Below are 24,539 nucleotides of genomic sequence, written 5' to 3' on the forward strand. Positions count from 1 at the left end.
ACATGCCTGTGATGATTATTCCAAAAACACTGCTGGTCTCTGTGGGAGCCGGGCTTGCCCGCGATGACGGTGGTGAATCCAACACCGCCATCGCAGGCAAGCCAGCTCCCACACAAAGCAGATCCCACTCTGCCTTGGCATATTGTGCACTGGCACTTGCCGTCAGCCTCGCCGGTTGCGCCGGCCTGCCCGACCAACGCCTGGCCAACGAAGCCCTCAAGCGTGGCGACACGGTCACCGCGCAGCAGAACTACCAGCAACTGGCCGACCTGGGTTACAGCGAAGCCCAGGTCGGCCTGGCTGACATCCAGGTTGGCACCCGCGACCCCGAGCAAATCAAACAGGCCGAAGCGACGTACCGCGCGGCCGCTGATACCTCGCCCCGTGCCCAGGCGCGGCTGGGTCGCCTGCTGGTCGCCAAACCCGGCGCCACCGAGGCCGAGCACCACGAAGCCGAAGGCCTGCTGAAAAAAGCCTTTGCCAATGGCGAAGGCAACACCCTGATCCCGCTGGCGATGCTGTACCTGCAATACCCGCACAGTTTCCCGAACATCAACGCCCAGCAGCAAATCAGCAAATGGCGCGCCTCGGGTTACCCCGAAGCCGGCCTCGCCCAGGTGCTGCTGTACCGCACCCAAGACACCTACGACCAGCATCTGGATGAAGTGGAAAGCATCTGCAAAGCCGCGCTGAACACCACCGATATCTGCTACGTCGAACTGGCCACGGTCTACCAAAAAAAAGCCCAGCCCGAAAAACAGGCCGAACTGCTCAAGCAGATGGAAGCAGGCTACAGCCGTGGCGCCGTCACCGCCCAACGGGTCGACAGCGTAGCTCGCGTATTGGGTGATGCAACCCTGGGCAAGACCGACGAAAAAACCGCCCAGGCCCTGCTGGAAAAAATCGCCCCCGGCTACCCGGCTTCCTGGGTCAGCCTGGCGCAACTGCTCTACGACTTCCCGGAACTGGGCGACGTCGACCAGATGATGAAGTACCTGGACAACGGCCGCGCCGCCGACCAGCCCCGCGCTGAACTGCTGCTGGGCAAACTCTACTACGAAGGCAAGTGGGTCCCGGCAGATGCCCAGGCCGCCGAAGCGCACTTTCAGAAAGCCGTCGGCCGCGAAGTGGCCGCCGATTACTACCTCGGCCAGATTTACCGCCGTGGCTACCTGGGCAAGGTCTATTCGCAAAAGGCCCTGGACCACCTGCTGACCGCCGCGCGCAACGGCCAGAACAGCGCCGACTTCGCGATCGCCCAACTGTTTTCCCAAGGCAAGGGCACCAAGCCCGACCCGATTAACGCCTATGTCTTCAGCCAGTTGGCCAAGGCCCAGGACACGCCGGAAGCCAACGACCTGGCGACCCAGCTCGAAGCTCCGCTGACCCCGCAACAACGCGCCGAAGGCCAACGCCTGGTGCAACAGGAGCTGGCCGCGCGCGGCACCCTGGCCCAAAGCACGCTGCAATTGCACGCCCTGCAAGAAGAAGACGGCGAGGAATCCCTATGAAGCTCAACCCATTCGTCAAGGCCGGCATCGGCCTGACCTTCGCCCTGCTGTGGTCGTGCCCGACCCTGGCCGCGCTGACCGAAGCCAAGAACTTCGGCCTGGAAGTGAAAGCCACCGCGCAGTCCGAAGATGACCGCGACCTCGGCACGCAAAAAGGCGGCGACGTCAACGGTATCGGCCTCGACCTGCGCCCGTGGATCTACGGCGAAAGTGGCAACTGGAGCGCCTACGCCATGGGCCAGGCCGTAACCTCCAGCGACATCATCGAGACCGACACCCTGCAGCAATCGTCCGATGACACCACCGAACAATCGAGCAACAACGACCGCAAAAGCAAGAAAAACTACCTGGCGATGCGTGAGTTCTGGGTGGCTTACGGCGGCTTCACGCCTTACCCCGGCGAGATCCTCAAACTCGGTCGCCAGCGCCTGCGCAATGACGATGGCCAGTGGCGCGACACCAACATCGAAGCGCTGAACTGGACCTTCGACACCACCTTGCTCAAGGCCAATGTCGGGGTCGCCGAGCGTTTCAGCGAATACCGCACCGACCTCAAGGAACTGTCGCCCAAGGACAAGGACCGTCAGCACCTTTACGCTGACGCCGCCTATCAGTGGACGCCGGGGCAGTGGATCGGCCTGCGCGCTCACCACACCCATGACGACGGCAAGCTCGACTTCCCGGAACCGGGCGTGGCCACCGACTCGCTGGACAAACGCGAGAACGGCGACCTGACCTGGCTCGGCATCGAAGCCAACAGCGACGCGTATAACTGGCGCAACACCAACACCGTCAACTACTGGGCCAGCGTCACCGGCATGCAGGGCGACCGCGACACGGTCAACGCCTTGAACGCCGACGGCACCCGCCCCACCCATGCCAAGCGCAGCGATGACGTGAATGGCTGGGCCACCGACCTGGGTGTGCGCCTGCGCCTCGACCCGCAGTGGCAAGTAGGCGCCGCCTACTCCCGGGCCAGTGCCGAATACGAGCAGAACGGCCTGCAAAGCAACCGTTCGAACTGGACCGGTACCCAGTCCCGCGTGCACCGTTTCGGCGAAGCGTTTCGCGGCGAAATGAACAACATGCAGTCCATGAGCCTGTTCGGTTCCTGGCAGTTGCGCGAGGACTACGACGCAAGCCTGGTGTACCACAAGTTCTGGCGCGTCGACGGCAACAAGCCGGTCGGCAGCAACGGCATCGATGCCGTGCAGAACAACACCGACGACGTGACCGGCGCAATCCTGTCCAGCACTTCCCTGCCGCTTGAAGATGGCAAGAAAGACCTGGGCCAGGAGATGGACCTGGTCGTCACCAAGTACTTCAAGAAAGGCCTGCTGCCGGCCGCACTCAGCCAGTCGATCGACGAACCGTCGGCCCTGGTGCGTTTCCGTGCTGGCGTGTTCAAGCCGGGCGACGCCTATGGCAGCCAGGTCGACTCGTACATGCATCGCGCCTTTGTCGACGTGATCTGGAAGTTCTGATGGGAGCCTGCGCAATGAAGCCTCAAAGCCTGCTCGTCGCGGCCATGCTGTTGGCCAGCGCCTCGGCCTTCGCCGACAAAGCGCCGACCATCGCCAAAGAGCTGCAACAGGCCAAGACCTACACCATTTCCAGCCCGCCGACCGCGCCGCTGGAGATGGCCAAGCCTGCACTGCCGGACGTGTCCGGCTATACCGCGGCGAATATCGCGAAGAAGATCGTACGCAGCAAACCCGGCAAAGTCAGCATCCGCCGGATGATGCAGGAAGACGCCCTGAAGGACTTCATCGGCGGCGACAACAAGATGGCCGAATGGGTAGTGCGCCAGCACGGTATTCCCCAGGCGATCTTTGTCGACGACGGCTACATGAACCTCAAGGACCTGCTGAAGAAAGTGCCCAAGCAGTACCTCAGCGAAACCTCGCCGGGGGTGTTCCTGGCCAAGCTGCCGATCGTGGTGGGCCGTAAAGGCATCCTTGAAATCGACAAGCAGACCCAGGAGTTGCGCCTGTCCCAGGAAGCCGGTTCGTTCCTGATCAACGACGGCCAGTTGTTTGTGCGTGACACCAAAATCACCGGCTGGCGCGAGAAAACCAACGGCCCGGCGACCTTCCAGTCGCCCAAGGAATTCCGCCCGTTCCTGCTGGCCTGGGGCGGCACCGAGACCTACATCGCCAACAGCAAGATGGCCAGCTTCGGCTACGCCAACAGTAAGTCGTACGGCGTGAGTATTTCCCAGTACACCCCGAACATGGCCAAGGTACTCAAGCGCCCTGAGCCAACCGGCTGGATCGTCGACTCCGAGTTCTCGGACATGTGGTACGGCTTCTACTGCTACGAAACCACCGGCTTTGTGCTCAAGGGCAATACCTACAAAGACAACATCGTCTATGGCATTGACCCCCACGACCGTTCCCACGGTTTGATCATCACCGACAACACCGTCTACGGCACGAAGAAGAAGCACGGCATCATCATTTCCCGGGAAGTGAACGACAGCTTCATCTTCAACAACCGCAGCTTCGACAACAAGCTCTCGGGCCTGGTGATCGACCGTAACAGCGTCAACAACCTGATCGCCGACAACGAGATCTACCGCAACCACACCGACGGCATCACCCTCTATGAGAGCGGCGATAACCTGTTGTGGGGCAACAAGGTGATCAGCAATCGTCGCCACGGCATCCGCGTGCGTAACAGCGTGAACATTCGCCTGTACGAGAACGTTGCGATGGCCAACGGGCTGACCGGCGTGTACGGACACATCAAGGATTTGACCGACACCGACCGCGACATCGCCCTCGACCCGTTCGACACCAAGGTCTCGCTGATCGTGGTCGGCGGTGAACTGGCCGCCAATGGCAGCGGCCCGCTGTCCATCGACTCGCCATTGAGCGTCGAGCTATACCGCGTGTCGATGCTTGCGCCGACCAAATCCAGTGGCATCAGCTTCTCCGGCGTCCTCGGCGATCGCCAGGAAGAGATTCTCGACCTTCTGGTACGCCAGAAGAAAGCCGTGCTGATCGACCCTGTCGAACGCCAGACCGAAATGCAGGACTGAGGATGACCTTTATGCACCCACACATGATCAAACTGCTCTGCCTTTCGGGTTTGACCCTCGGCCTGCTCGCCGCCAGCCAGGGCGTGCGCGCCGACGAAGTACAGGCCCCGATATTCAGCGCCGAACCGTGCTGCAGCTTGTGCCCGGCCGCCCACGACGCGAAGAACTACACCACGCGCTACCAGCAGAACTTCACCACCCTGGTGCAAGCACAGGGCGACTGGTTGTTCCGCACCCAGGAAGATTTGCGCACCGAATTCGACACCAGCCCTGCCGGCTACAAACGCATGCAACAACTGCACGATGCGTTCAAGAGCAAGGGTGTGGAACTGGTCGTGGTCTACCAGCCAACCCGTGGTTTGGTGAACCGCAACAAGCTCAACCCTGAAGAGAAAGCCAAGTTCGATTTTGACAAGGCGCTGGGCAACTACAAGACCATGCTGGGGCGCTTCGCCAAGATGGGCTACGTGGTGCCGGACCTGTCGCCATTGACCAACGAGCAACTGCCGGATGAATTGCCGGCCCACGATTTCTACTTCCGTGGCGACCAACACTGGACGCCATACGGTGCGCAGCGCACGGCGAAAATCGTCGGTGCAAAAGTGCGCGCGATGCCTGAATTTGCCGGCATCCCGCAGCGTGAGTTCGAGACCAAGCGCTCCGGCCGCATGGGCAAGACCGGCACCCTGCACAACATGGCCGGGCAATTGTGCGGCACCAGCTACGCGATCCAGTACATGGACCAGTTCACCACCGAGCCCAAGGGCGAAGCGGCAGACGGCGACCTGTTCGGTGATTCCGGCAACCCGCAGATCACCCTCGTGGGCACCAGCCACAGCGGCAAGAACTACAACTTCGCGGGCTTCCTGGAACAAGAAATCGGTGCCGACATCCTCAACGTCGCCTTCCCCGGCGGTGGCCTGGAAGGCTCGATGATCCAGTACCTGGGCAGCGAAGAATTCCAGAAAACCCCGCCGAAGATTCTGATCTGGGAGTTCTCGCCGCTGTATCGACTGGACCAGGAGACCATCTACCGCCAGATGATGTCGCTGCTCGACAACGGCTGTGAAGGCAAGACCGCCCAGATGACCGCCAGCACTACGCTCAAACCCGGCAAGAACGAATTGCTGGTTAACAGTTCGAACAAAGACCTGCGCAATTCCAGCCATCAGGTCGATATCCGCTTCGCCGACCCTTCGGTGAAAACCTTGCAAGCCACCCTCTGGTACATGAACGGACGCCACGAGGACATCAAGATCGAGAAACCCGAAACATCCGATACAGACGGGCGTTTCGCCTTTGAACTGCGCACCGACGAAGACTGGGCCACGCAAAACCTGCTGGCCGTGGAAGTGCAGGGCCCCGAAGCGGGCGCTGCCGCGCAGAAAGTCGAAGCGAAAATTTGCACACGCAACGTATTCCCGGCGGGTGGTCAACAGACCGCTTCCGCCGGGCAATGAGGTTACTTATGCAGACCAGACTCTTACTACCCACGCTGCTGGGCCTGGCGATTTTTGCCGGCTCCGTTAACGCCGCCGCGCCACTGCGTCCACCCCAGGGCTACTTCGCCCCGGTGGAGGCATTCAAGACCGGCGACTTCAAGAACGACTGCGACACCATGCCCGCGCCGTACACCGGTTCGCTGCAGTTTCGCAGCAAATACGAAGGCTCGGACAAGGCGCGCTCCACACTGAATGTGCAGTCCGAAAAAGCCTTTCGCGACAGCACCGCCGACATCACCAAGCTGGAAAAAGACACCAGCAAACGCGTGATGCAATTCATGCGCGACGGCAGGCCGGAGCAGCTGGAATGCACGCTGAACTGGCTCACAAGCTGGGCCAAGGCCGATGCGTTGATGTCCAAGGACTTCAACCACACCGGCAAGTCCATGCGCAAATGGGCGCTGGGCAGCATGGCGTCGGCCTATGTGCGCCTGAAGTTCTCCGACTCCCACCCGCTGGCCAACCACCAGCAGGAGTCGCAGTTGATCGAGGCCTGGTTCAGCAAAATGGCCGACCAGGTAGTGAGCGACTGGGACAACCTGCCGCTGGATAAAACCAACAACCACTCCTACTGGGCCGCCTGGTCGGTGATGGCGACCTCCATCGCCACCAACCGTCGCGACCTGTTTGACTGGGCCGTGAAGGAATACAAGGTCGGCGCCAACCAGGTGGATGCCCAAGGCTTCCTGCCCAACGAATTGAAGCGTCAGCAACGGGCTTTGTCGTACCACAACTACGCCCTGCCACCGTTGGCAATGATCGCCAGTTTTGCGTTGGTCAATGGCGTGGACCTGCGCCAGGAAAACAACGGTGCACTCAAACGCCTGGGTGACAACGTGCTGGCCGGGGTGAAAGACCCGCAGATCTTCGAGAAGAAGAACGGCAAGGAGCAGGACATGAAAGACCTCAAGGAGGACATGAAATTTGCCTGGCTTGAACCGTTCTGCACCCTCTACACCTGCGCGCCGGACGTGATCGAGCGCAAGCACGGGATGCAGCCGTTCAAGACGTTCCGCCTCGGCGGCGACCTGACCAAGGTCTACGACCCGACGCACGAAAAAGGCAACAAAGGCAGCTGATACAAAGCTCCCACACCTGGACTCGGTCCAAATGTGGAGCTGGCTTTATGTGGGAGCTGGCTTGCCGGCGATGCAGACACCTCGGTGATTCAGACAACCCGAGTTGATCCCATCGCGGGCAAGCCCGGCTCCCACACAAGCCAGCTCCCACACTGAACGCGTACACCCTCCCAGATTCGTGGGGGGGTTTGGGGGGGCCGTTGGCCCTTGACTGTTGGTTAAACATGGAGAGATCGGGATGGTTTTCTCGTCCAATGTGTTCCTGTTTTTGTTCTTGCCGATCTTCCTCGGCTTGTACTACTTGAGCGGGCAACGCTATCGCAATCTGCTGCTGCTGATTGCCAGCTACGTGTTCTACGCCTGGTGGCGAGTGGACTTCCTGGCGCTGTTCGCCGCCGTGACGCTGTGGAACTACTGGATCGGCCTCAAGGTCGGTGCAGCCGGCGTGCGTACCAAGCCAGCCCAACGCTGGCTGCTGTTGGGCGTGGCGGTCGACCTGTGCATCCTTGGCTACTTCAAGTACGCCAACTTCGGCGTCGACAGCATCAACCTGATGATGAAGTCGGCAGGTCTCGAACCTTTCATCCTGACCCACGTGCTGTTGCCGATCGGGATCTCGTTCTACATCTTCGAGTCCATCAGCTACATCATCGACGTGTACCGCGGCGACACCCCGGCCACCCGCAACCTGATCGACTTTGCGGCGTTCGTGGCGATCTTCCCGCACCTGATCGCCGGCCCGGTGTTGCGCTTTCGCGACCTGGCCGACCAGTTCAACAACCGCACCCACACCCTCGATAAATTCTCCGAGGGTTGCACGCGGTTCATGCAGGGTTTCATCAAGAAGGTGTTCATCGCCGACACCCTGGCGGTGGTCGCCGACCATTGCTTTGCCCTGCAAAACCCAACCACGGGCGACGCGTGGCTCGGCGCACTGGCGTACACCGCGCAGCTCTACTTCGACTTCTCCGGCTACAGCGACATGGCCATCGGCCTGGGCTTGATGATGGGTTTTCGCTTCATGGAAAACTTCAAGCAGCCGTACATCAGCCAGTCGATCACCGAGTTCTGGCGGCGCTGGCACATCAGCCTGTCCACCTGGCTGCGTGACTACCTGTACATCACCCTGGGCGGCAACCGTAAAGGCACGCTGACCACCTACCGCAACCTGTTCCTGACCATGCTGCTCGGTGGCCTGTGGCACGGGGCAAACATCACCTACATCGTGTGGGGTGCCTGGCACGGCATGTGGCTGGCAATTGAAAAAGCCATCGGCCTCAACACCGCACCGCGCAGTTTCAACGTCGTGCGCTGGGCCTTCACCTTCCTGCTGGTGGTGATGGGCTGGGTGATCTTCCGCTCGGAAAACCTGCACGTCGCCGGCCGCATGTACGGTGCGATGTTCAGCTTTGGCGAGTGGTCGCTGTCGGAACTCAACCGCGCCAGCCTCACCGGCCTGCAAGTGGCAACCCTGGTGGTGGCGTACGCAACCCTGGCGTTCTTCGGTTTGCGCGACTTCTACCGCAATCGGCCGGCAGAAAAAGCCAAGCCGGCTGACCCAAGCCTGATCAAGGCCGTACCGGGCGACAACCCCGGCAGCATCCATCAGCCCGGCTACACCGTGGGCACCGAGGCCACCGTACAACCAGCCTACTGGACCGCCGCCTGGCCACGCTACGCCATGCGCGCCGCCGTACTGCTGTTGTTCGTGGCATCGATTCTCAAACTTTCGGCGCAGAGCTTCTCGCCGTTCCTTTACTTCCAGTTCTGAGGGAGCCGACCATGACCCGTTCATTACGCGTGCTCTATATCGCCTTGTTCCTGGCCGTGCTGTTGGCGCTGGGCGCCTGGTCGATGCGCAGTTTCTTCGGTTTCAGCACCAACGCCGACGCCACCGTGCTCAACGGCCGCTGGACCAAGGCCGTCGAAACGCATTACGACGACCAGTTCCCGATCAAGCGCCTGGGCACCAACCTGTGGGCAGCGCTGGACTACAAGCTGTTCAATGAAGGCCGGCCTGGCGTGGTGATTGGCCGCGATCACTGGTTGTACAGCGACGAAGAGTTCAACCCCATCGTCAATGAAGACCAGAACCTGCAAGGCAACTACGCCCTGGTGGAAGGCGTGCGCCAGAAGCTCAAGGCGCAAGGCATCCAACTGGTGATGGCGATCGTGCCGGCCAAGGTGCGCCTGTACCCGGAACACCTCGGCGAAGTGCAGCCTGCGAGCATCCACGCCGGCCTGTACCAGGACTTCCATGCCCGCATGGCCGCCGACAAGATCGTCGCCCCCGACCTGATGGGCCCGCTGCAACAGGCCAAGCTGCACGGCCAGCAAGTGTTCCTGCGCACCGACACCCACTGGACTCCGGATGGCGCCGAAGTAGCGGCCAAAACGTTGGCCACGACGATTGCCAACAAAACGCCCCTGAGCGGCGAGCCTCAACGCTTTATCACCGAAGCCGAGAAGACCGAACCGCACAAGGGTGACCTGCGCCTGTTCCTGCCGCTGGACCCGCTGTTCGAAAACCTGATGCCGCCCAAGGAGCCGCTGCAAAAACGCGTCACGCACCTGGCCGAAACCAAAGGCGACGACGCGCTGTTCACCGACAGCGAAACCCCGGTGGCACTGGTGGGCACGAGCTACAGCGCCAACCCGAACTGGAACTTTGTCGGCGCGCTGAAGCAAGCCCTGGGCAGCGACGTCATCAACTACTCAGAAGACGGTCACGGCCCGATCCTGCCGATGCTCAGCTACCTGAAAAGCGACGACTTCAAGAACAGCCCGCCACAGGTGCTGATCTGGGAGTTTCCTGAACGTTATCTGCCCGTGAACAACGAAATCGGCGATGCCGACCCGCAGTGGGTCGCGCAACTCAAACAAGCCGGTATGCGCCAACAAAACATGGCACTGAACACCCCCGCCGTTAAACACATGAACTCCGAGACGCCCGACCGGGCGCAAAACTGAAAGAGAGGTAACTCACATGACTTTCACTACTAACCTCGCAAAAACTTTTGCCCTCGTCGCCGGCATGAGCGTTGTTTCGATGTCTGCCTTCGCCGGTGGCGATGCCGCGCTCTACGGCCCCGTCGCGCCAAAAGGCTCCAGCTTTGTGCGGGTGTACAACGCCAGCAACCAGGAAGTCAGCGCCACCGTTGGCAGCACCAACCTCAACGAGGTTGCACCGCTGGCCAGCAGTGACTTCAGCTTCATGCCGGGCGGTGACTACAGCGCCAAGGTCGGCAGCCAGACCCTGCCGGTCAAGCTTGCCGCCGACCACTACTACACCCTGGTCAGCAGTGGCAGTGGCCAGCCGCAATTGATCGAGGAACCGCCATTCAAGAACAAGCAGAAATCCCTGGTGCGCGTGCAGAACCTCAGCGACAAGTCGCTGACCCTGAAAACCGCCGACGGCAAGACCGATGTGGTCCAGGCCGTGGCCGCCAAGGGCCGTGGCGAGCGCGAGATCAACCCGGTAAAGGTCAGCCTGGCGCTGTATGAGGGCGACAAAAAAGTCGGCGACGTAAAACCAGTGGCCCTGGAGCGCGGTGAAGCCGCAGTGCTCTACGTCACCGGCACCGGCGCCAACCTATCGCCAGTGTGGGTCAAGCGCCCTGTGTCGACCCGCTGATCAGATTTTCAGATTGACGCTGCCCCCTGTGGGAGCTGGCTTGCCTGCGATGCGGACAACGCGGTGTATCAGGTACACCGAGGTGATGCCATCGCGGGCAAGCCCGGCTCCCACAGGCTCTGACCCATATTGATTCAAGGAGAAACACCATGATCCCAGTAATCCTTTCCGGTGGTAGCGGCTCACGTCTCTGGCCGCTTTCGCGTAAACAGTTTCCCAAGCAGTTCCTGGCCCTGACCGGCGAGCACACCTTGTTCCAGCAAACCCTGGAGCGCCTGGTATTCGACGGCATGGACGCGCCCATCGTGGTCTGCAACAAGGACCACCGCTTTATCGTCAACGAGCAACTGGCCGCCCGCAAACTCGACACCCAGCGCATCCTGATGGAACCGTTCGGCCGCAACACCGCGCCGGCCGTAGCCCTGACGGCAATGATGCTGGTCAACGAAGGCCGTGACGAATTGATGCTGGTGCTGCCCGCCGACCACGTACTGGACGACCAGAAAGCCCTGCAACGCGCCCTGGCTTTGGCCACCGTGGCGGCCGAGCGCGGCGAGATGGTGCTGTTCGGCGTACCGGCAACCCGTCCGGAAACCGGCTACGGCTACATCAAGTCGACCAACGATTCGCTGCTGCCCGAGGGCGTCAGCCGCGTGCAACAGTTCGTTGAAAAACCCGATGAAAAACGCGCGATCGAGTTCGTCAAAAGCGGGGGTTATTTCTGGAACAGCGGCATGTTCCTGTTCCGCGCCAGCCGCTTCCTCGAAGAACTGAAAAAGCACGATCCAGACATCTACGACACCTGCATGCTGACCCTGGAACGCAGCGAACAGACCGCCGACACCATCGACATCGACGCCTCGACCTTCGCCTGCTGCCCGGACAACTCCATCGACTACGCCGTGATGGAAAAAACCCAACTGGCCTGCGTCGTACCCTTGAGCGCTGGCTGGAGCGACGTGGGTTGCTGGGCATCGCTGTGGGACGTAAACGAAAAAGACGCCAACGGTAACGTCAGCAAGGGCGATGTGGTGATCCAGGACAGCCGCAACTGCATGATCCACGGCAACGGCAAACTGGTGTCGGTGATCGGCCTGGAAAACATCGTGGTGGTGGAAACCAAGGACGCGATGATGATTGCCCACAAGGACAAGGTCCAGGGCGTCAAGCAGATGGTCAACACCCTCAACGAACAGGGCCGCAGCGAAACCCAGAACCACTGCGAGGTCTACCGTCCGTGGGGCTCGTATGACTCGGTGGACATGGGCGGCCGCTTCCAGGTCAAGCACATCTCGGTCAAGCCGGGCGCGTGCCTGTCGTTGCAGATGCACCACCACCGCGCCGAACACTGGATCGTGGTCAGCGGCACCGCCGAAGTCACCTGTGACGAGAACGTGTTCCTGCTCACCGAAAACCAGTCGACCTACATCCCGATTGCCTCGGTGCACCGCTTGCGCAACCCGGGCAAGATCCCGCTGGAGATTATCGAGGTGCAGTCCGGCAGCTACCTGGGTGAAGACGATATCGAGCGTTTTGAAGACATCTACGGTCGGTCGACGCCAATCGAGCGTGGCGTGTCGGTGAAAACCATCGCGCAGTAAACAGAGCAGCACAAGAAGCCCCCGCCCCACCGACTGCGTCCCCTATCCGCAGCCGGTGGGCCGGGGGCTTTTTCTTTGGGGCCGGGGAACCCGAAGATGGTCAACTCCACCTACGCTTAGTTAGGATGCCCGTCCCGTTTTCGAGGTTGTTGCCATGTTCTTTGGTGTCTTGCTGATTATCACCTGGCTGATCCTCTTGCTGCGCTACCCCGCCAAGGCGTTACCGGTTTCCCTCGCCGCCGCCGTCGGCCTGGGCCTGGTGGCGGTATGGGTGGTGTGGCTGGACAACCGCGAGGCCCAGCAATTGGCGCGCCTCGAACTGCGCACCCTATACGCCCCCAAGGAATGCCCGGCGGACCGCCCGCTCAAACTCACCTTGAACAACGGCAACAACGTTCCGCTGACCGAACTGCGCTGGCGCATCGCGGCCTATGCGCCGGGCGATACGGTCAACCTGGCGGATAACGTGTACGCTGCCCCGCGCTACCGCGGCCCTGGCGAGTTGCAGGCCGGCGCCACCTGGGAAGACTGCCTGCCGGTGCCGCCGCTGCGCCCCGGCTACCGCCCGCAAACCCTGGAGTTTCGCGCCGAGCACCTGCAAGGCAGCTTCTCTGACTAATCACCACAAAGGACTGACCCATGCCCAACGTACTGATCACCGGGTGCTCCAGTGGCATTGGCCGTGCCCTGGCGGATGCCTTCAAGCAAGCCGGTTTTGACGTTTGGGCCAGCGCCCGGCGCAGCGAGGATGTGGCGGCACTCGCCAGCGCCGGTTTTAACGCGGTGCAACTGGACGTCAACGACAGCGCTGCACTGGCGCAATTGGCCGGGCAGGTCGGCGAGCTGGACGTGCTGATCAACAACGCCGGCTACGGCGCCATGGGCCCGCTGCTCGACGGCGGCACCCAGGCGATGCAGCAGCAATTCGAGACCAACGTATTCTCGGTGGTCGGCGTGACCCAGGCGCTGTTCCCGGCCCTGCGCCAGCGCAAAGGGCTGGTGGTGAATATCGGCAGTGTCTCGGGTGTGCTGGTCACCCCGTTTGCCGGTGCGTACTGCGCCTCGAAAGCGGCGGTGCACGCCTTGAGCGATGCGTTGCGCATGGAACTGGCACCCTTCGGCGTGCGAGTGATGGAAGTGCAGCCGGGCGCCATCGACACCCACTTTGCGAAAAACGCAGGTACCCAGGCCGAACTGTTGATCAATGAAAAGTCGCCCTGGTGGCCACTGCGCGAAAGCATCCGCGCCCGGGCCAAGGCCTCCCAGGATCGGCCTACGCCCGCTCGCGATTTTGCCGCGGATGTATTGAAGGCCGTGCAACAGACAACACCGCCGCGTCTGTTGCGCTCGGGTAATGGCTGCCGGGCATTGCCATTGATGGCGGCGTTGCTGCCCAAGGGTTTGCTGGAGACCGTATTGAAAAAGCGCTTTGGCCTAAGCGGCCAGCTCCAGTGACGCCCCGTAGCAGCTGTCGAGCCCCAGCGAGGCTGCGTCAGGCGCGCCTCGGTTCATCGCCTGGCTCGTTAATCGAGGTGCTGCCGACGCAGCCTCGCTGGGGCTCGACAGCTGCTACGGGTGGGTAAGGCGGGGCTGTTTCATGAAATCAATGAAGGCCCGCACTTTCAGGGGTAGATGCCGGGTGTCCGGGTACAGCGCATACACACCCTGCGGCGCAAACCGATGACCCGGCAGCAACCGCACCAAACGCCCCGCATCCAGGTCTTCCTGCACCAGCCACTGGGGCAGGATCGCCACGCCATGCCCACGCACGGCAAACGCCTGGAGAATGGCGGCACTGTCGGCAACCAGTGAAGCCTTGCCGGGGCCTGGACGATACAGGTGCTCATGGCCGGCCGGGTCAACCACCGTCAACTCCGTCAGCCGCCCGTGCCCCAGCTTGGGCAGTTGCTCCAGTTCATCCAGCGTGGTGACCCCGGCAAACCCCGGTGCAGCCACGGCGAGGATTTCGTAGCTCGACAGTTGCACCGCCCGATGATTGGAGTCGAGCATCCGCCCCAGTCGAATGGCCACATCGAAGCGCTCGGAGATCAGGTCGGCGTGACTGGAGGAGGTGGATAACTGGATGTTCAATTCCGGGTGCAGGCCGCGAAAGGTTTCCACTGCCGGCACCACCACCGCCAATCCGTATTCGACGGTGGTGGTGATCCGCAATGTGCCCTTGAGCTGGCTGTGCTCCGAACGGGCCTCTTCCACCGCCAGGCGCGCTTCTTCCAGCATGCGCGTGCAGCGCAGGTAAAAGCGTTCGCCCGCATCGGTCAGTGCCAGTTGCCGCGTACTGCGGGTCAGCAGGGTCACGCCCAGCTCGGCTTCCAGGCGCTTGAGGTTGAAGCTCACCACCGCGCGCGTCTGCCCGAGGAAATCAGCGGCTGCAGTCAACGATCCGGCCTCGACCACGGCCTTGAAGGTGTCGAAACGATCCAGGCTGACCATAAGCCACGCACTCCTTTGTCAAAATATTTTTGACAAACTAACAGTCAAACCGCTGTTTCCCAAGTGCCCGCACCCGCCTATCCTGCCGCCATCCACAGCAGGAACCGCGCAATGAACTACCGCTCGAAAGTCACCTGGATCTTTCTAATGGGCTTCGCCCTCGACCTGGTGAACATGTTTGTCGCCACCATCGCTTACCCGGACATCGCCCGCGAGTTGCACGCCTCGGTCACGCAACTGGCATGGATCGGCAACGCCTACATGCTCGGCCTGACTGTGGTGATTCCCCTGAGCGTTTGGCTGGCGGCGCTGCTGGGAGAGCGACGGTTGATTGCCATCAGCCTGTTACTGTTCGGCGTGGCCTCGGTGCTGGTGGGCCAGGCCGCCTCGATTGAAGCGCTGATCGGCTGGCGCCTGTTGCAGGGCTTGGGCGGCGGCCTGTTGATTCCGGTGGGGCAAGCCTTGGCCTATCGGCATTTTCCGCCGGCACAACGCAGCCAACTGACAGCCAGGGTCATGCTGGTGGCGCTGCTGATTCCGGCGTTGTCGCCAGCATTGGGCGGCCTGGTGGTGGACAGCGTGTCGTGGCGCTGGATCTTTTTCGCCAACCTGCCGCTGGCGCTGATCACCATGATGCTGACCTTGCGCTGGCTGGTGGCGGACACGCCCGCGTCCACACGCCCGGCGCTGGAGCTCGGTCACGTATTGGGCCAGGCCCGCCGCCCGATGCTGCGGGTCGCGATGCTGGTTTACCTGTTCATCCCGGGGGTGTTTATCGGCACCAGCCTGGTGGCGACTCTTTATCTGCACGGTCTTGGCTTTACCGCCAGCCTCATCGGCGCGCTGATGCTGCCGTGGGCGCTGGCCTCGGGGCTGGCGATTGCCTTGAGCAAAAAACTGTTCAATCGCTGCGGGCCGAGGCCGCTGCTGCTAGCGGGCATGCTGCTGCAAGCCCTCGGCATCCTGTTGCTGATAGAGCCGCACCCGGTTGCCGTGGTGCTCGCCTACCTCCTGATGGGACTGGGTGGCAGCCTGTGCAGCAGCACCGCGCAAACCCTGGCCTTTCTCGACATTCCGGCCGAGCGCATGGGGCATGCCAGCGCCTTGTGGAACATCAATCGGCAATTGAGTTTTTGCCTCAGTGCCGCCGTGCTCAGTGGGGTGCTGGCTGCGCTGGACTCGTTCACCGTCACCTTCTCGATTGCCGCAGCGTTGACCCTGTTTCCGTTATTTGCAGTACTGTGCCTGGATGCGTCCAAGGTACGGACACTGCTTCACCCTGCCAGCGAGCCCACACGATGATTGACTACCGCGATTTTTTTGATGAAGTGATCCAGGCCCATGTCGAGATCGAACAATGGTTTGCCGGCACAGCCCCCGAGGGAACACTGGAGGTTTTGCTGAGGCGTTTTTCGCCGGACTTTTCCATGATCACCCCGGCGGGCATGCAGCTGGATTTTGCACGGCTCAACCAGTTATTCAGCCAGGCTGGCGGCAAGCGGCCCGGGTTCAAGATCAGCCTCAGCGAATTTGCCGGGATTGACCGACACGCCCGGGGTGCGACGGTGAGTTATCGCGAGCAGCAGGTGGATGGCAGCGGTGCACAAAGCGATCGGCGCTCGACCGTGGTGTTTGAAAAACAGGCCAGTGGCGCCCTGCTGTGGCGCCACTTGCACGAGACGTTCTTACAGCCCTGACGCTCCCACATTCAGTTCTGTGTTTGGTTAACGATCACGGTGCAGGTGATGCCTGCCGCCAACAGCACACCCTCCGGCACTTCATCGATGTGGATCCGCACCGGTACCCGCTGGGCCAGACGCACCCAATTGAAGGTCGGGTTCACATCGGCGATCAGCTCGCGGCTCTCGGGGTTGTCCCGGTCGTAGATACCGCGCGAGATGCTTTCCACGTGGCCCTTGAGGGTTTCGCCGCTCATCAGCTGCATGTCGGCCGTGTCACCGACTTTGACGTGGGGCAGTTTGGTTTCTTCAAAGAAGCCGTACACCCAGAACGAGTTCATATCCACCACCGCCATCTTCGCCTCGCCGATGCGTGCATAGTCGCCGCGGTGCACGTTGAGGTTAGTGACGTAGCCGTCCACCGCCGCCAGCACTCGGGTGCGCTTGAGGTTCAGTTCGGCCGCCTCCAGTTGCGCCAGCGCATGTTGGTAATCGGCCAGGGCGGCGCCTGCGATGTTGCTGGCGTCGTCGCGGTTTTCCTTGGAGATCACCAGGGCGTCGAGGTCGGCGCGGCGGTGGGCGTTGACCTTGCGCATCTCCCACGTAGCTTTGCGGGACGCCACCAGCGACTGCGCCTGCTTGACGGCGATCTGGTAGTGCTCGGGGTCGATCTGCATCAGCAGGTCGCCCTTTTTCACCAACTGGTTGTCACGTACCGCAACGTTGACCACTTCGCCGGTGACGTCGGCAGCCACGTTGATGATGTCGGCGCGCACGCGTCCATCGCGGGTCCATGGCGTCTCCATGTAGTGCACCCACAACGTACGGCCAATCCAGATCGCCAGGGCCAGTACCAGCAAGGTCGCGAGCAGGCTGAAAAACTTTTTCATCGGGGCATTCTCAACGGTAGACGGTCAGCGCCAGGGCGCCGAACAAGCAAGCGAACAGGCTAAGGCGCAGCAGCGCCGGGTGCCAGAAAAAACGGTACAGGTCAAAGCCGGCCAGAAACCGGTCGAGGGCCCAGGCCACACCTGCCGCGATAAAAAACATCAAGGTCATGGTGGGCATGTACACGCCATGGAAGGCGATTTCACGAGGCATGAGCGGGTCCTTCGGGCTTTAGGGCAGCCAGGGGTGATTGCGGGTCCAGCAGTGAGGTGCGGATAAAGTGCAGGTAGCTTTTCACTCGGCGCAGTGCCGAGGTATCGAAGTGCGGGGCGAAGGGTTCGTCGGTGGCCTGCACCCGGCTGATCGCGTGGTCCACGGCGATCAGGCTGCGCTCCAGGTTGCTGGCGCTGGGTTGCAGGAACAGGCGCACTAACGAACGGCCCATCACCCGAATCGCCTGGCGCCACGGCTGGGACGCGGCATACGCCGGGTGCACCGGCAAAATCGCTTGTTCCTTGCGCAACTCGATAATCGCGTGGCCGACTTCCAGCACTACGAACATCCAGCGCAACAGGTTGCGTTGCACCTGCGGTTGCCCGGCGGCGAAGCCATAGGCCTGGTGCAACAGGTCGCGGGTGCGGCTTTCAAAGCTTGAAGCCAGTCCCTTGAGTTTGCCGCTGATGGCGAACACCACTTGCTCGCGCAAGTCCTGCTCCAGCCGGCGCCACAACCAGCGGCTGTTGGGCGGCAGGATAATCGCGCCCGCCGCCGCACACACCAGCATGCCAATCACCATGGCGATGTAGTCGTTGATGAAGGTGTAGGGGTTGTAGACCGTGAGGTTGTCCGGCACCGAGCCGGTGCTGAAGAAGATCAGCAACCCGACGCCGACGCCTGCGTACTGCGGGCGCGAGGCCAGGAACGAACCGAAGATGATCACTGGGGCGAGCATCACGCACAGCAGCGGGAAACCGTCGATCCAGGGGAACACGAAGAACATCTCGACAAAGCCCACCAGCGCCCCAATCAAGGTGCCACAGGCCATTTGAAATGCCATGCGTTTGGGGTTGGGCGTGGCGGCGGACAGGCCCACCGTGGCAGCGGCAATCAGGGTCATGGTGGCGCCGCTGGGCCAGGCGGTAGCCACCCAGTAACTGCCGAGCACGACCAGGATAAACGAGGCGCGGATCCCCGAGGCGGCGCACGCCAGCCAGTTGGTTTTCGGGGTGTAGGGTTCGTCCCAGTGCTCGCGCTCGTGGCTGTGGTCTGCCAGGGATGCGTGGGTCTGGGCGTAGTTGTGCAGGTCGTCGACGAAGCGGTACAGCAACTCGTAGGCGGTGTGAAAATCCAGCAGCTCGGCGTCGCTGGGAGCGCTTTGCTGGAAGCTCGCGCGCAGGCTGCGGACCTTGGCGGGCAGGCCATCTTTGTAGGCGGTGAGCTGGCTGACCAGGCGCGCCGCGTCGGGGCTGGTCAGCGCACGGCCGGAGAAACCGTCGAGCAGTTCCGCCAGGTCTTGCAGGCCCGGCTTGATGGCGGCCACCACGTGATCGGCCTCCTGGCTGCGCAGGCGTTCGAGCAATTGGTGCAAGGCGTTGAAACGGGTGGTGATGCCCATGAACTCGCTGTTCAAACGCGTCAGCCGGCCATTGCGCCGACGCATGTGCGGGTCTTCGAACACGGTGATGCTGCGCAGCCCTTCCAGGCCCACGGCTTCGGCGATAAAACGCACGTTGCTGCGTTCAAAGTCTTCGCGCTCGCTGCGACCGCGCAGGCCATCGGTGACGAACAGCGCAAACACACCAAAGCGCTGGTACAAGGCATTGCGCATCGCGGCGCTGGCGGTTTGCGGCAGGATCGCGGCGCTGACCAGCGTGGAGCAAACAATCCCCAACGAGATTTCCAGTACCCGCCACACCGCCGCCATAAACGCGCCGTCGGGATGGGCCAGGGCCGGCAAGCCGACCATCGCTGCGGTGTAGCCGGCCAGCACAAAACCGTAGGCGCGAAAGTTGCGGTTACGGGTGGCGCCGGCGGTGCAGATGCCTACCCAGATCGCCAACGAACCAAGGAACAGTTCGGTGTTCTGGGCGAACAGGGCGATCAGAAACACCATCACCGCCGAACCCGCCAGCGTGCCCAGGAAGCGATAGAAACTCTTGGCGAAGACCTGGCCGCTTTGCGGCTGCATCACGATAAATACGGTGATCATTGCGGTGCGTGGCTGCGGCAATTCCAGGCGCATGGCCAGCCACAGCGTCAAGAAAGCCGCGATCAGAACTTTGAAGATATACACCCAGGTCACGCCGTCGCTGCGTGCCCAATCGAAAAAACCACGGCGCCACTCTAGCGAGTGCAACCAGCGCAGCGGTGCAGGCAAGGGAGTCATTGCATCCTACTCAGTGATCAAAGACGGCCAGGGCCGCCGGGGTCTTGCTCGGTAAGGTCTTGCTGCCTTCAGGCACGTCGCTGCCGGCGCCGAGACCACCGCCCAATGCGGTCACCAGTTCGGCGTGGGCACTCAGGCGTGCGGCCTGGACCTGCTGCTGCACCTGCTGCTGGCGGAACAACAGGCTCTGGGCATTCAGCACATTGAGGTAGTCGGTGAGACCGCGCTGGTAGGCGATCATCGCAATGTCATAGGTTTTTTGCGCCGAGGCCACGGATTCGGTGGCAAAGGCCTGCTGCTTGTCCATCGACTCGCGGCGGATCAACTGGTCGCTGATGCCCTTGAGCGCGTTGACCAGCGTCTGGTTGTAGTGCGCGACGGCGATGTCATAGCCGGCGCTGGCTTCACCCAGTTGTGAGCGCAGACGGCCGCCGTCGAAGATCGGCAGGCTGATGGCCGGGCCAGCGCTGTAGTTGAGCTTCTTGCCGGTCAGGAAACTTAGCATGCCACCGCCGGTGGCGACGTAGCCGAGGCTGCCCACCAGGTCGACGTTGGGGTAGAACCCGGCGTGGGCCACGTCGATGCCACGGGCCTGGGCCGCCACTTGCCAGCGGCTGGCTACCACGTCCGGGCGCTGGCCGAGCAGTTCGGCGGGCAAGCTCGACGGCAATTTCAGCGGTGCTGCGAGCGACAGGGTGGGCCGCTGCAACTGCGCGCCCGCCCCCGGCCCTTTGCCCGCCAGCGCAGCCAGCTGATTGCAGCTCAGGGCAATTTCTTCATCCAAAGCGTCCAGTTGCCGATGGGTTTCCGGCAGCGGCGTCTCGGCCTGGCTGACTTCGAAGTGGGTGCCTATCCCGCCATTCAAGCGCTTTTGCGCAAGGTCGAGAATCTGTTGTTGCTGGGCCAGGGTCGCCGCCACGATGTCGCGCTGGGCGAAGTGCAACGACAGCTGGATGTAGGCGCGCACCACGTTGTTTTGCAATTCGAGCTGGGCCTGGCGCGCTTGGGCGGCGCTCATGTGGGCCATGTCCACGGCGCGCTCGGTGGCATTGCTTTCGCGGCCCCAGAGGTCGAGGGCATAGCTCAGGCCCAGGGAAGCGTTGTTGTCCCAGGTGGTGGAATTGTCCAGCGCGCCCGGGCCGTAGAACTGGTCGCTGGGCCAGTTGTGGCGTTTGAGCGTGGCGTCGCCATTGACCTGTAACGACTCGGCCGATTCGCTGATCCCGGCCATGGCCCGGGCTTCCCGCACGCGCGCCGCGGCCATGGCCATGCTCGGGCTGCCTTGCACGGCGAGATCGATCCAGTGGTTCAGTTGCGGGTCGCCGTAGGCTTGCCACCATTGTGCGGTGGGCCAGTGGGCGTCCTGGGCGGCGGTGTTGATCGCTTCGTCGGTGGCCAATGAATTGGCAGCGAGTGACTGGCCTTGAGGGGCAATTCCTCCGGTTCCGATACAGCCGCTGATTGCTAACGATAAGGTCCAAACACTGAGAGCCTTCAGCTCTCTGCTGATGCGACGCGGCACTGCTGCGAATTCCTGAGAGGGTGTTGCGGGGAAGGTGGCGCAATTCTAAGGGGCGGGCCGGATGGCGATAAGGTGGGATTCTTGTGAATCTTTGTTACCGTTCAGGCGATAATCCGTTAGTCGGGATCACTGGAACCCGTAACTTCGTGTCACAATTTGCCATCTCCCCTGAGAGCACCTTAATGGACACCTTGCAAAACATGCGCGCCTTCAGTTGCGTGGCCGAAGCCGGCAGCTTCACCGCCGCCGCCGTGCAACTGGACACCACCACCGCCAACGTCTCGCGCGCGGTCTCCAACCTTGAGGCCCATCTGCAAACCCGTTTGCTCAATCGCACCACCCGCCGCATCGCCCTCACCGAGGCCGGCAAGCGCTATTTATTGCGCTGTGAGCAAATCCTGGCCTATGTCGAAGAGGCTGAAGCCGAAGCCAGCGACGCCCACGCCCGCCCCGCCGGCCAGCTGAAAGTGCACACCATGACCGGCATCGGCCAGCACTTCGTGATCGATGCGATTGCCCGTTACCGCCGCACCCACCCGGACGTGACCTTTGACCTGACCATGGCCAACCGCGTGCCAGACCTGCTGGACGAGGGTTACGACGTGTCCATCGTGCTGGCCAGCGAACTGCCGGACTCGGGGTTTGTCTCGCAACGCCTGGGGATAACTTACAGCATCGCCTGTGCGTCGCCGGCCTACGTCAAGGCCAATGGCTGTGCGCAACGGCCCAGCGACCTGCTCAACCACGCCTGTTTGCGCCTGGTAAGCCCGGTGATTCAGCTGGACAAATGGTCGTTCAACGGGCCCGAGGGCCAGGAAAGTGTGGCGATCAACAGTTCACCGTTCCTGGTGAACTCGGCGGACGCGATGAAAACCGCGATCACCAGCGGCATGGGCGTTGGCCTGTTGCCGGTGTATGCGGCGATTGAAGGGCTGCGCAACGGCACGCTGGTGCGGGTGATGCCCAACTACCGCTCCCAGGAGCTGAACCTGTACGCCATCTACCCGTCGCGCCAATACCTGGATGCGAAGATCAAGACGTGGGTGGAATACCTGCGCAGCTCCTTGCCGGAGATCATGGCCGCGCACCAGGCGGAACTGGCAGCCTATGAGCTAAGTGGCAGTTTGGGCGGTGCCCGGCTGAGTAACTGAGGGTGGTTCACGCGTGCCAACGGACAGGCACGCAACCCGCTACACCGGCAGCGTAATGCCAAAGGTATTGCCGCCGTCCTCGCTGCGCACAAACACATCCCCGCCGTGCATCAGGGCAATCGCCTTGACGATCGCCAGCCCCAACCCATGATTGGCCCCGCTGTTGCTGCGAGACGCATCCACCCGATAAAACCGCTCGAACAAACGAGGCAGATGCTCGCTGGCAATCCGTTCGCCCGGGTTGGTCACCCCGATTGCCACGTGATCCTCCAGCACTTGGATGTTCACCTCTATCACCCGCCCCGGCGCCGTGTGCTGCACCGCATTGCTCAACAGGTTGATCAACGCCCGGCGCAGATGCGCCTTCTCGATCTGCACCTGCGCATCGCCGGTCACGTGCACCTGCACTTGGGCGTCTTCGAGGATGAAGTCCAGGTAATCCAAAGTGGTCGCCACTTCATCGGCCAGTGAACTGGTGATCAGCTTGGTGGCCTTGCTGCCCTGGTCGGCGCTGGCCAGAAACAGCATGTCATTGATGATCGAACGCAGCCGCTCCAGCTCTTCAAGGTTCGATTGCAGCACCTCGAAATAATGCTCTGCCGAACGCCCACGGGTCAGCGCCACCTGGGTCTGGCCGATCAGGTTGGTCAGCGGCGAGCGCAGTTCGTGAGCCACGTCGGCGTTGAATGACTCCAGTCGCGAATACGCATGCTCCACCCGCTCCAGTGTGGAGTTGAAGGAGTTGACGAACTGCTTCAGCTCCGGCGGCAACGGTGACAATTGCAGGCGCCCGGATAGTTTCGGCGGCGCGAGTTTCTGCGCCTCATCCGACAATTTGATCAGCGGTTTGAGGCCGATACGCGCCACCCAAAAGCCCAGCAGCGAGGCCAATACCACGCCGACAAATGCCAGGCCGACCAGCGCCACCAGCAGTTGATGTTGGGTGGCGCGGAAATTCTCGGTGTCGACCGCGATCATGAAGCGCAGCGGCGGACGCTGGTCCTTGGCCGGGAACTGGCTGACCAGCACTTTGAACGGATGATGATGGCCTGGCAGGTGCAAATCACGCTTGCCGGTCGGGCCTTCGGCGAAGGCGCGAATCTGCGCGTCCGGGTTGCCGTATTCGTAGGTGGGATCGCTGCTTACCACCCAGAACCGGATGCGCTTGTCTTCCTCACCCAACAGCTTGAGCTTGGCGGTAATTTTCGCCCAGTGATCCGGCGTGCCGAAGCGATTGACCGAAGATTCCAGCACGCTGTAACGCGCATCCAGCTCGGCGCCGGGCAGCAAGCCCAGGCCTTTGTCCACTTGCTGGTACAGCGCGCCGCCGATCAACAGGAAGATCAGCAGCGCCACCAACGTGAACATGCCACTCAGGCGCAGGGCGATGGAATTAGCCGACACTGCGGTTCTCCAGCACGTAACCCATGCCGCGAATGGTGTGCAGCAGCTTCTGTTCAAACGGCCCATCGAGCTTGGCCCGCAGGCGCTTGATCGCCACTTCCACGACGTTGGCGTCGCTGTCGAAATTGATGTCCCAGACCATTTCCGCAATCGAGGTCTTGGACAGGATTTCACCCTGGCGCCGGGCCAATACGCTGAGTAGCGAGAACTCCTTGGCGGTCAGGTCCAGGCGAATGCCGTTGCGACTGGCCTTGCGGCTGATCAGGTCGATCCACAGGTCGGCGATGGTCACCTGCACCGGCTCATGCCCGCCGCTGCGGCGGGTCAGGGCTTGCAGGCGCGCCACCAGTTCGAGGAACGAGAACGGCTTGCCGAGGTAGTCGTCTGCGCCTTCGCGCAGGCCGCGAATACGGTCTTCCACGCGCTCGCGGGCGGTGAGCATGATCACCGGCGTCTGCTTGCGCGCGCGCAGTGCGCGCAATACGCCAAAGCCATCCAGGCCGGGCAGCATCACATCGAGCACGATTACCGCGTAATCGTTCTCCAATGCCAGGTGCAAACCCTCGATGCCTTCACGCGCCACGTCGACGGTATAGCCTTGCTCCGTCAGGCCGCGGTGCAGGTAGTCTGCGGTTTTTTCTTCGTCTTCAATAATCAGTACACGCATGAGCCTTTTGTTCCAGGATGG

Annotated in this window: 21 protein-coding genes; 14 read left to right on the top strand and 7 right to left on the bottom strand. The window is 62.0% G+C overall.

The window, feature by feature from the left end; all coding sequences use genetic code 11:
- The first annotated feature begins 11 nt into the window (after positions 1–11).
- The 11 genes from algK (at position 12) to RGV33_RS27110 (ending at position 13,825) form a co-directional block, all read left to right on the top strand.
- Complete coding sequence (gene algK / locus RGV33_RS27060; RefSeq protein ID WP_322147335.1) at positions 12–1,511, top strand: alginate biosynthesis TPR repeat lipoprotein AlgK; 1,500 nt, start codon at positions 12–14, stop codon at positions 1,509–1,511.
- Positions 1,508–2,995, top strand: a complete 1,488-nt coding sequence (locus tag RGV33_RS27065) for an alginate export family protein (protein ID WP_322147337.1) — start codon at positions 1,508–1,510, stop codon at positions 2,993–2,995. The genes algK and RGV33_RS27065 overlap by 4 nt, the downstream gene beginning before the upstream one ends.
- Positions 2,995–4,554: a mannuronan 5-epimerase AlgG gene (algG, locus tag RGV33_RS27070; protein ID WP_322147339.1), complete on the top strand. Its 1,560-nt coding sequence runs from the start codon at positions 2,995–2,997 to the stop codon at positions 4,552–4,554. The genes RGV33_RS27065 and algG overlap by 1 nt, the downstream gene beginning before the upstream one ends.
- Positions 4,555–4,565: 11 nt before the next feature.
- The gene (locus RGV33_RS27075; protein ID WP_322147341.1) at positions 4,566–6,014 is read left to right on the top strand and encodes an alginate O-acetyltransferase; all 1,449 of its coding nucleotides are present in this window, start codon (positions 4,566–4,568) and stop codon (positions 6,012–6,014) included.
- Positions 6,011–7,135, top strand: a complete 1,125-nt coding sequence (locus RGV33_RS27080; protein WP_416152089.1) for a mannuronate-specific alginate lyase — start codon at positions 6,011–6,013, stop codon at positions 7,133–7,135. The genes RGV33_RS27075 and RGV33_RS27080 overlap by 4 nt, the downstream gene beginning before the upstream one ends.
- Before the next feature lie 238 nt (positions 7,136–7,373).
- Entirely contained in the window at positions 7,374–8,906 is a 1,533-nt protein-coding gene (locus RGV33_RS27085; protein ID WP_322147344.1) for an MBOAT family protein, read from the top strand.
- A gap of 11 nt (positions 8,907–8,917) precedes the next feature.
- Positions 8,918–10,105 carry an alginate O-acetyltransferase gene (locus RGV33_RS27090; RefSeq protein WP_322147345.1) on the top strand — a complete coding sequence of 396 codons (1,188 nt, stop codon included), beginning with the start codon at positions 8,918–8,920 and terminating at the stop codon, positions 10,103–10,105.
- A 16-nt stretch (positions 10,106–10,121) separates the two neighbouring features.
- Positions 10,122–10,769: an alginate O-acetyltransferase AlgF gene (locus tag RGV33_RS27095; RefSeq protein ID WP_008434181.1), complete on the top strand. Its 648-nt coding sequence runs from the start codon at positions 10,122–10,124 to the stop codon at positions 10,767–10,769.
- A gap of 149 nt (positions 10,770–10,918) precedes the next feature.
- On the top strand, positions 10,919–12,370 hold the full coding sequence (locus RGV33_RS27100) for a mannose-1-phosphate guanylyltransferase/mannose-6-phosphate isomerase (protein WP_322147346.1): 1,452 nt from the start codon (positions 10,919–10,921) through the stop codon (positions 12,368–12,370).
- A gap of 154 nt (positions 12,371–12,524) precedes the next feature.
- Complete coding sequence (locus RGV33_RS27105; protein WP_322147348.1) at positions 12,525–12,989, top strand: multidrug transporter; 465 nt, start codon at positions 12,525–12,527, stop codon at positions 12,987–12,989.
- A gap of 20 nt (positions 12,990–13,009) precedes the next feature.
- On the top strand, positions 13,010–13,825 hold the full coding sequence (locus tag RGV33_RS27110) for an SDR family oxidoreductase (protein WP_322147349.1): 816 nt from the start codon (positions 13,010–13,012) through the stop codon (positions 13,823–13,825).
- A gap of 114 nt (positions 13,826–13,939) precedes the next feature.
- Here RGV33_RS27110 and RGV33_RS27115 read toward each other — a convergent pair whose 3' ends face one another.
- Positions 13,940–14,821 (bottom strand): LysR family transcriptional regulator, encoded by an 882-nt coding sequence (locus RGV33_RS27115; RefSeq protein ID WP_322147351.1) that lies wholly within the window; start codon positions 14,819–14,821, stop codon positions 13,940–13,942.
- A 111-nt stretch (positions 14,822–14,932) separates the two neighbouring features.
- Between RGV33_RS27115 and RGV33_RS27120 the strand changes: the two genes are divergently transcribed.
- Both RGV33_RS27120 and RGV33_RS27125 read left to right on the top strand, forming a co-directional pair.
- Positions 14,933–16,123 (top strand): MFS transporter, encoded by a 1,191-nt coding sequence (locus RGV33_RS27120; protein WP_322147353.1) that lies wholly within the window; start codon positions 14,933–14,935, stop codon positions 16,121–16,123.
- Complete coding sequence (locus RGV33_RS27125) at positions 16,120–16,518, top strand: DUF4440 domain-containing protein (RefSeq protein ID WP_322147354.1); 399 nt, start codon at positions 16,120–16,122, stop codon at positions 16,516–16,518. Before RGV33_RS27120 ends, RGV33_RS27125 begins: the two co-directional genes overlap by 4 nt.
- 11 nt (positions 16,519–16,529) lie before the next feature.
- Here the strand turns inward: RGV33_RS27125 and RGV33_RS27130 are convergent, their stop codons facing one another.
- The 4 genes from RGV33_RS27130 to RGV33_RS27145 are packed head-to-tail and all read right to left on the bottom strand — an operon-like array spanning position 16,530 to position 21,296.
- The gene (locus RGV33_RS27130; protein ID WP_322147356.1) at positions 16,530–17,390 is read right to left on the bottom strand and encodes an HlyD family secretion protein; all 861 of its coding nucleotides are present in this window, start codon (positions 17,388–17,390) and stop codon (positions 16,530–16,532) included.
- A 10-nt stretch (positions 17,391–17,400) separates the two neighbouring features.
- A complete protein-coding gene (locus tag RGV33_RS27135; protein ID WP_076014369.1) occupies positions 17,401–17,601 on the bottom strand; it encodes a DUF1656 domain-containing protein in 201 nt (66 codons plus the stop codon).
- Positions 17,591–19,774, bottom strand: coding sequence for an FUSC family protein (locus tag RGV33_RS27140; protein ID WP_322147357.1), 2,184 nt, complete (start codon positions 19,772–19,774; stop codon positions 17,591–17,593). Before RGV33_RS27140 ends, RGV33_RS27135 begins: the two co-directional genes overlap by 11 nt.
- 10 nt (positions 19,775–19,784) lie before the next feature.
- Positions 19,785–21,296 carry an efflux transporter outer membrane subunit gene (locus tag RGV33_RS27145; RefSeq protein WP_322147358.1) on the bottom strand — a complete coding sequence of 504 codons (1,512 nt, stop codon included), beginning with the start codon at positions 21,294–21,296 and terminating at the stop codon, positions 19,785–19,787.
- A gap of 182 nt (positions 21,297–21,478) precedes the next feature.
- Between RGV33_RS27145 and RGV33_RS27150 the strand changes: the two genes are divergently transcribed.
- Complete coding sequence (locus tag RGV33_RS27150) at positions 21,479–22,447, top strand: LysR family transcriptional regulator (protein WP_010170450.1); 969 nt, start codon at positions 21,479–21,481, stop codon at positions 22,445–22,447.
- Between the two features lie 39 nt (positions 22,448–22,486).
- Here RGV33_RS27150 and RGV33_RS27155 read toward each other — a convergent pair whose 3' ends face one another.
- Complete coding sequence (locus RGV33_RS27155) at positions 22,487–23,851, bottom strand: heavy metal sensor histidine kinase (protein ID WP_322147359.1); 1,365 nt, start codon at positions 23,849–23,851, stop codon at positions 22,487–22,489.
- The gene (locus RGV33_RS27160) at positions 23,841–24,518 is read right to left on the bottom strand and encodes a heavy metal response regulator transcription factor (protein WP_322147360.1); all 678 of its coding nucleotides are present in this window, start codon (positions 24,516–24,518) and stop codon (positions 23,841–23,843) included. Before RGV33_RS27160 ends, RGV33_RS27155 begins: the two co-directional genes overlap by 11 nt.
- Between the last annotated feature and the right edge of the window lie 21 nt (positions 24,519–24,539).

The organism is Pseudomonas sp. Bout1, from assembly GCF_034314165.1.
Classification (GTDB): Bacteria; Pseudomonadota; Gammaproteobacteria; order Pseudomonadales; family Pseudomonadaceae; genus Aquipseudomonas.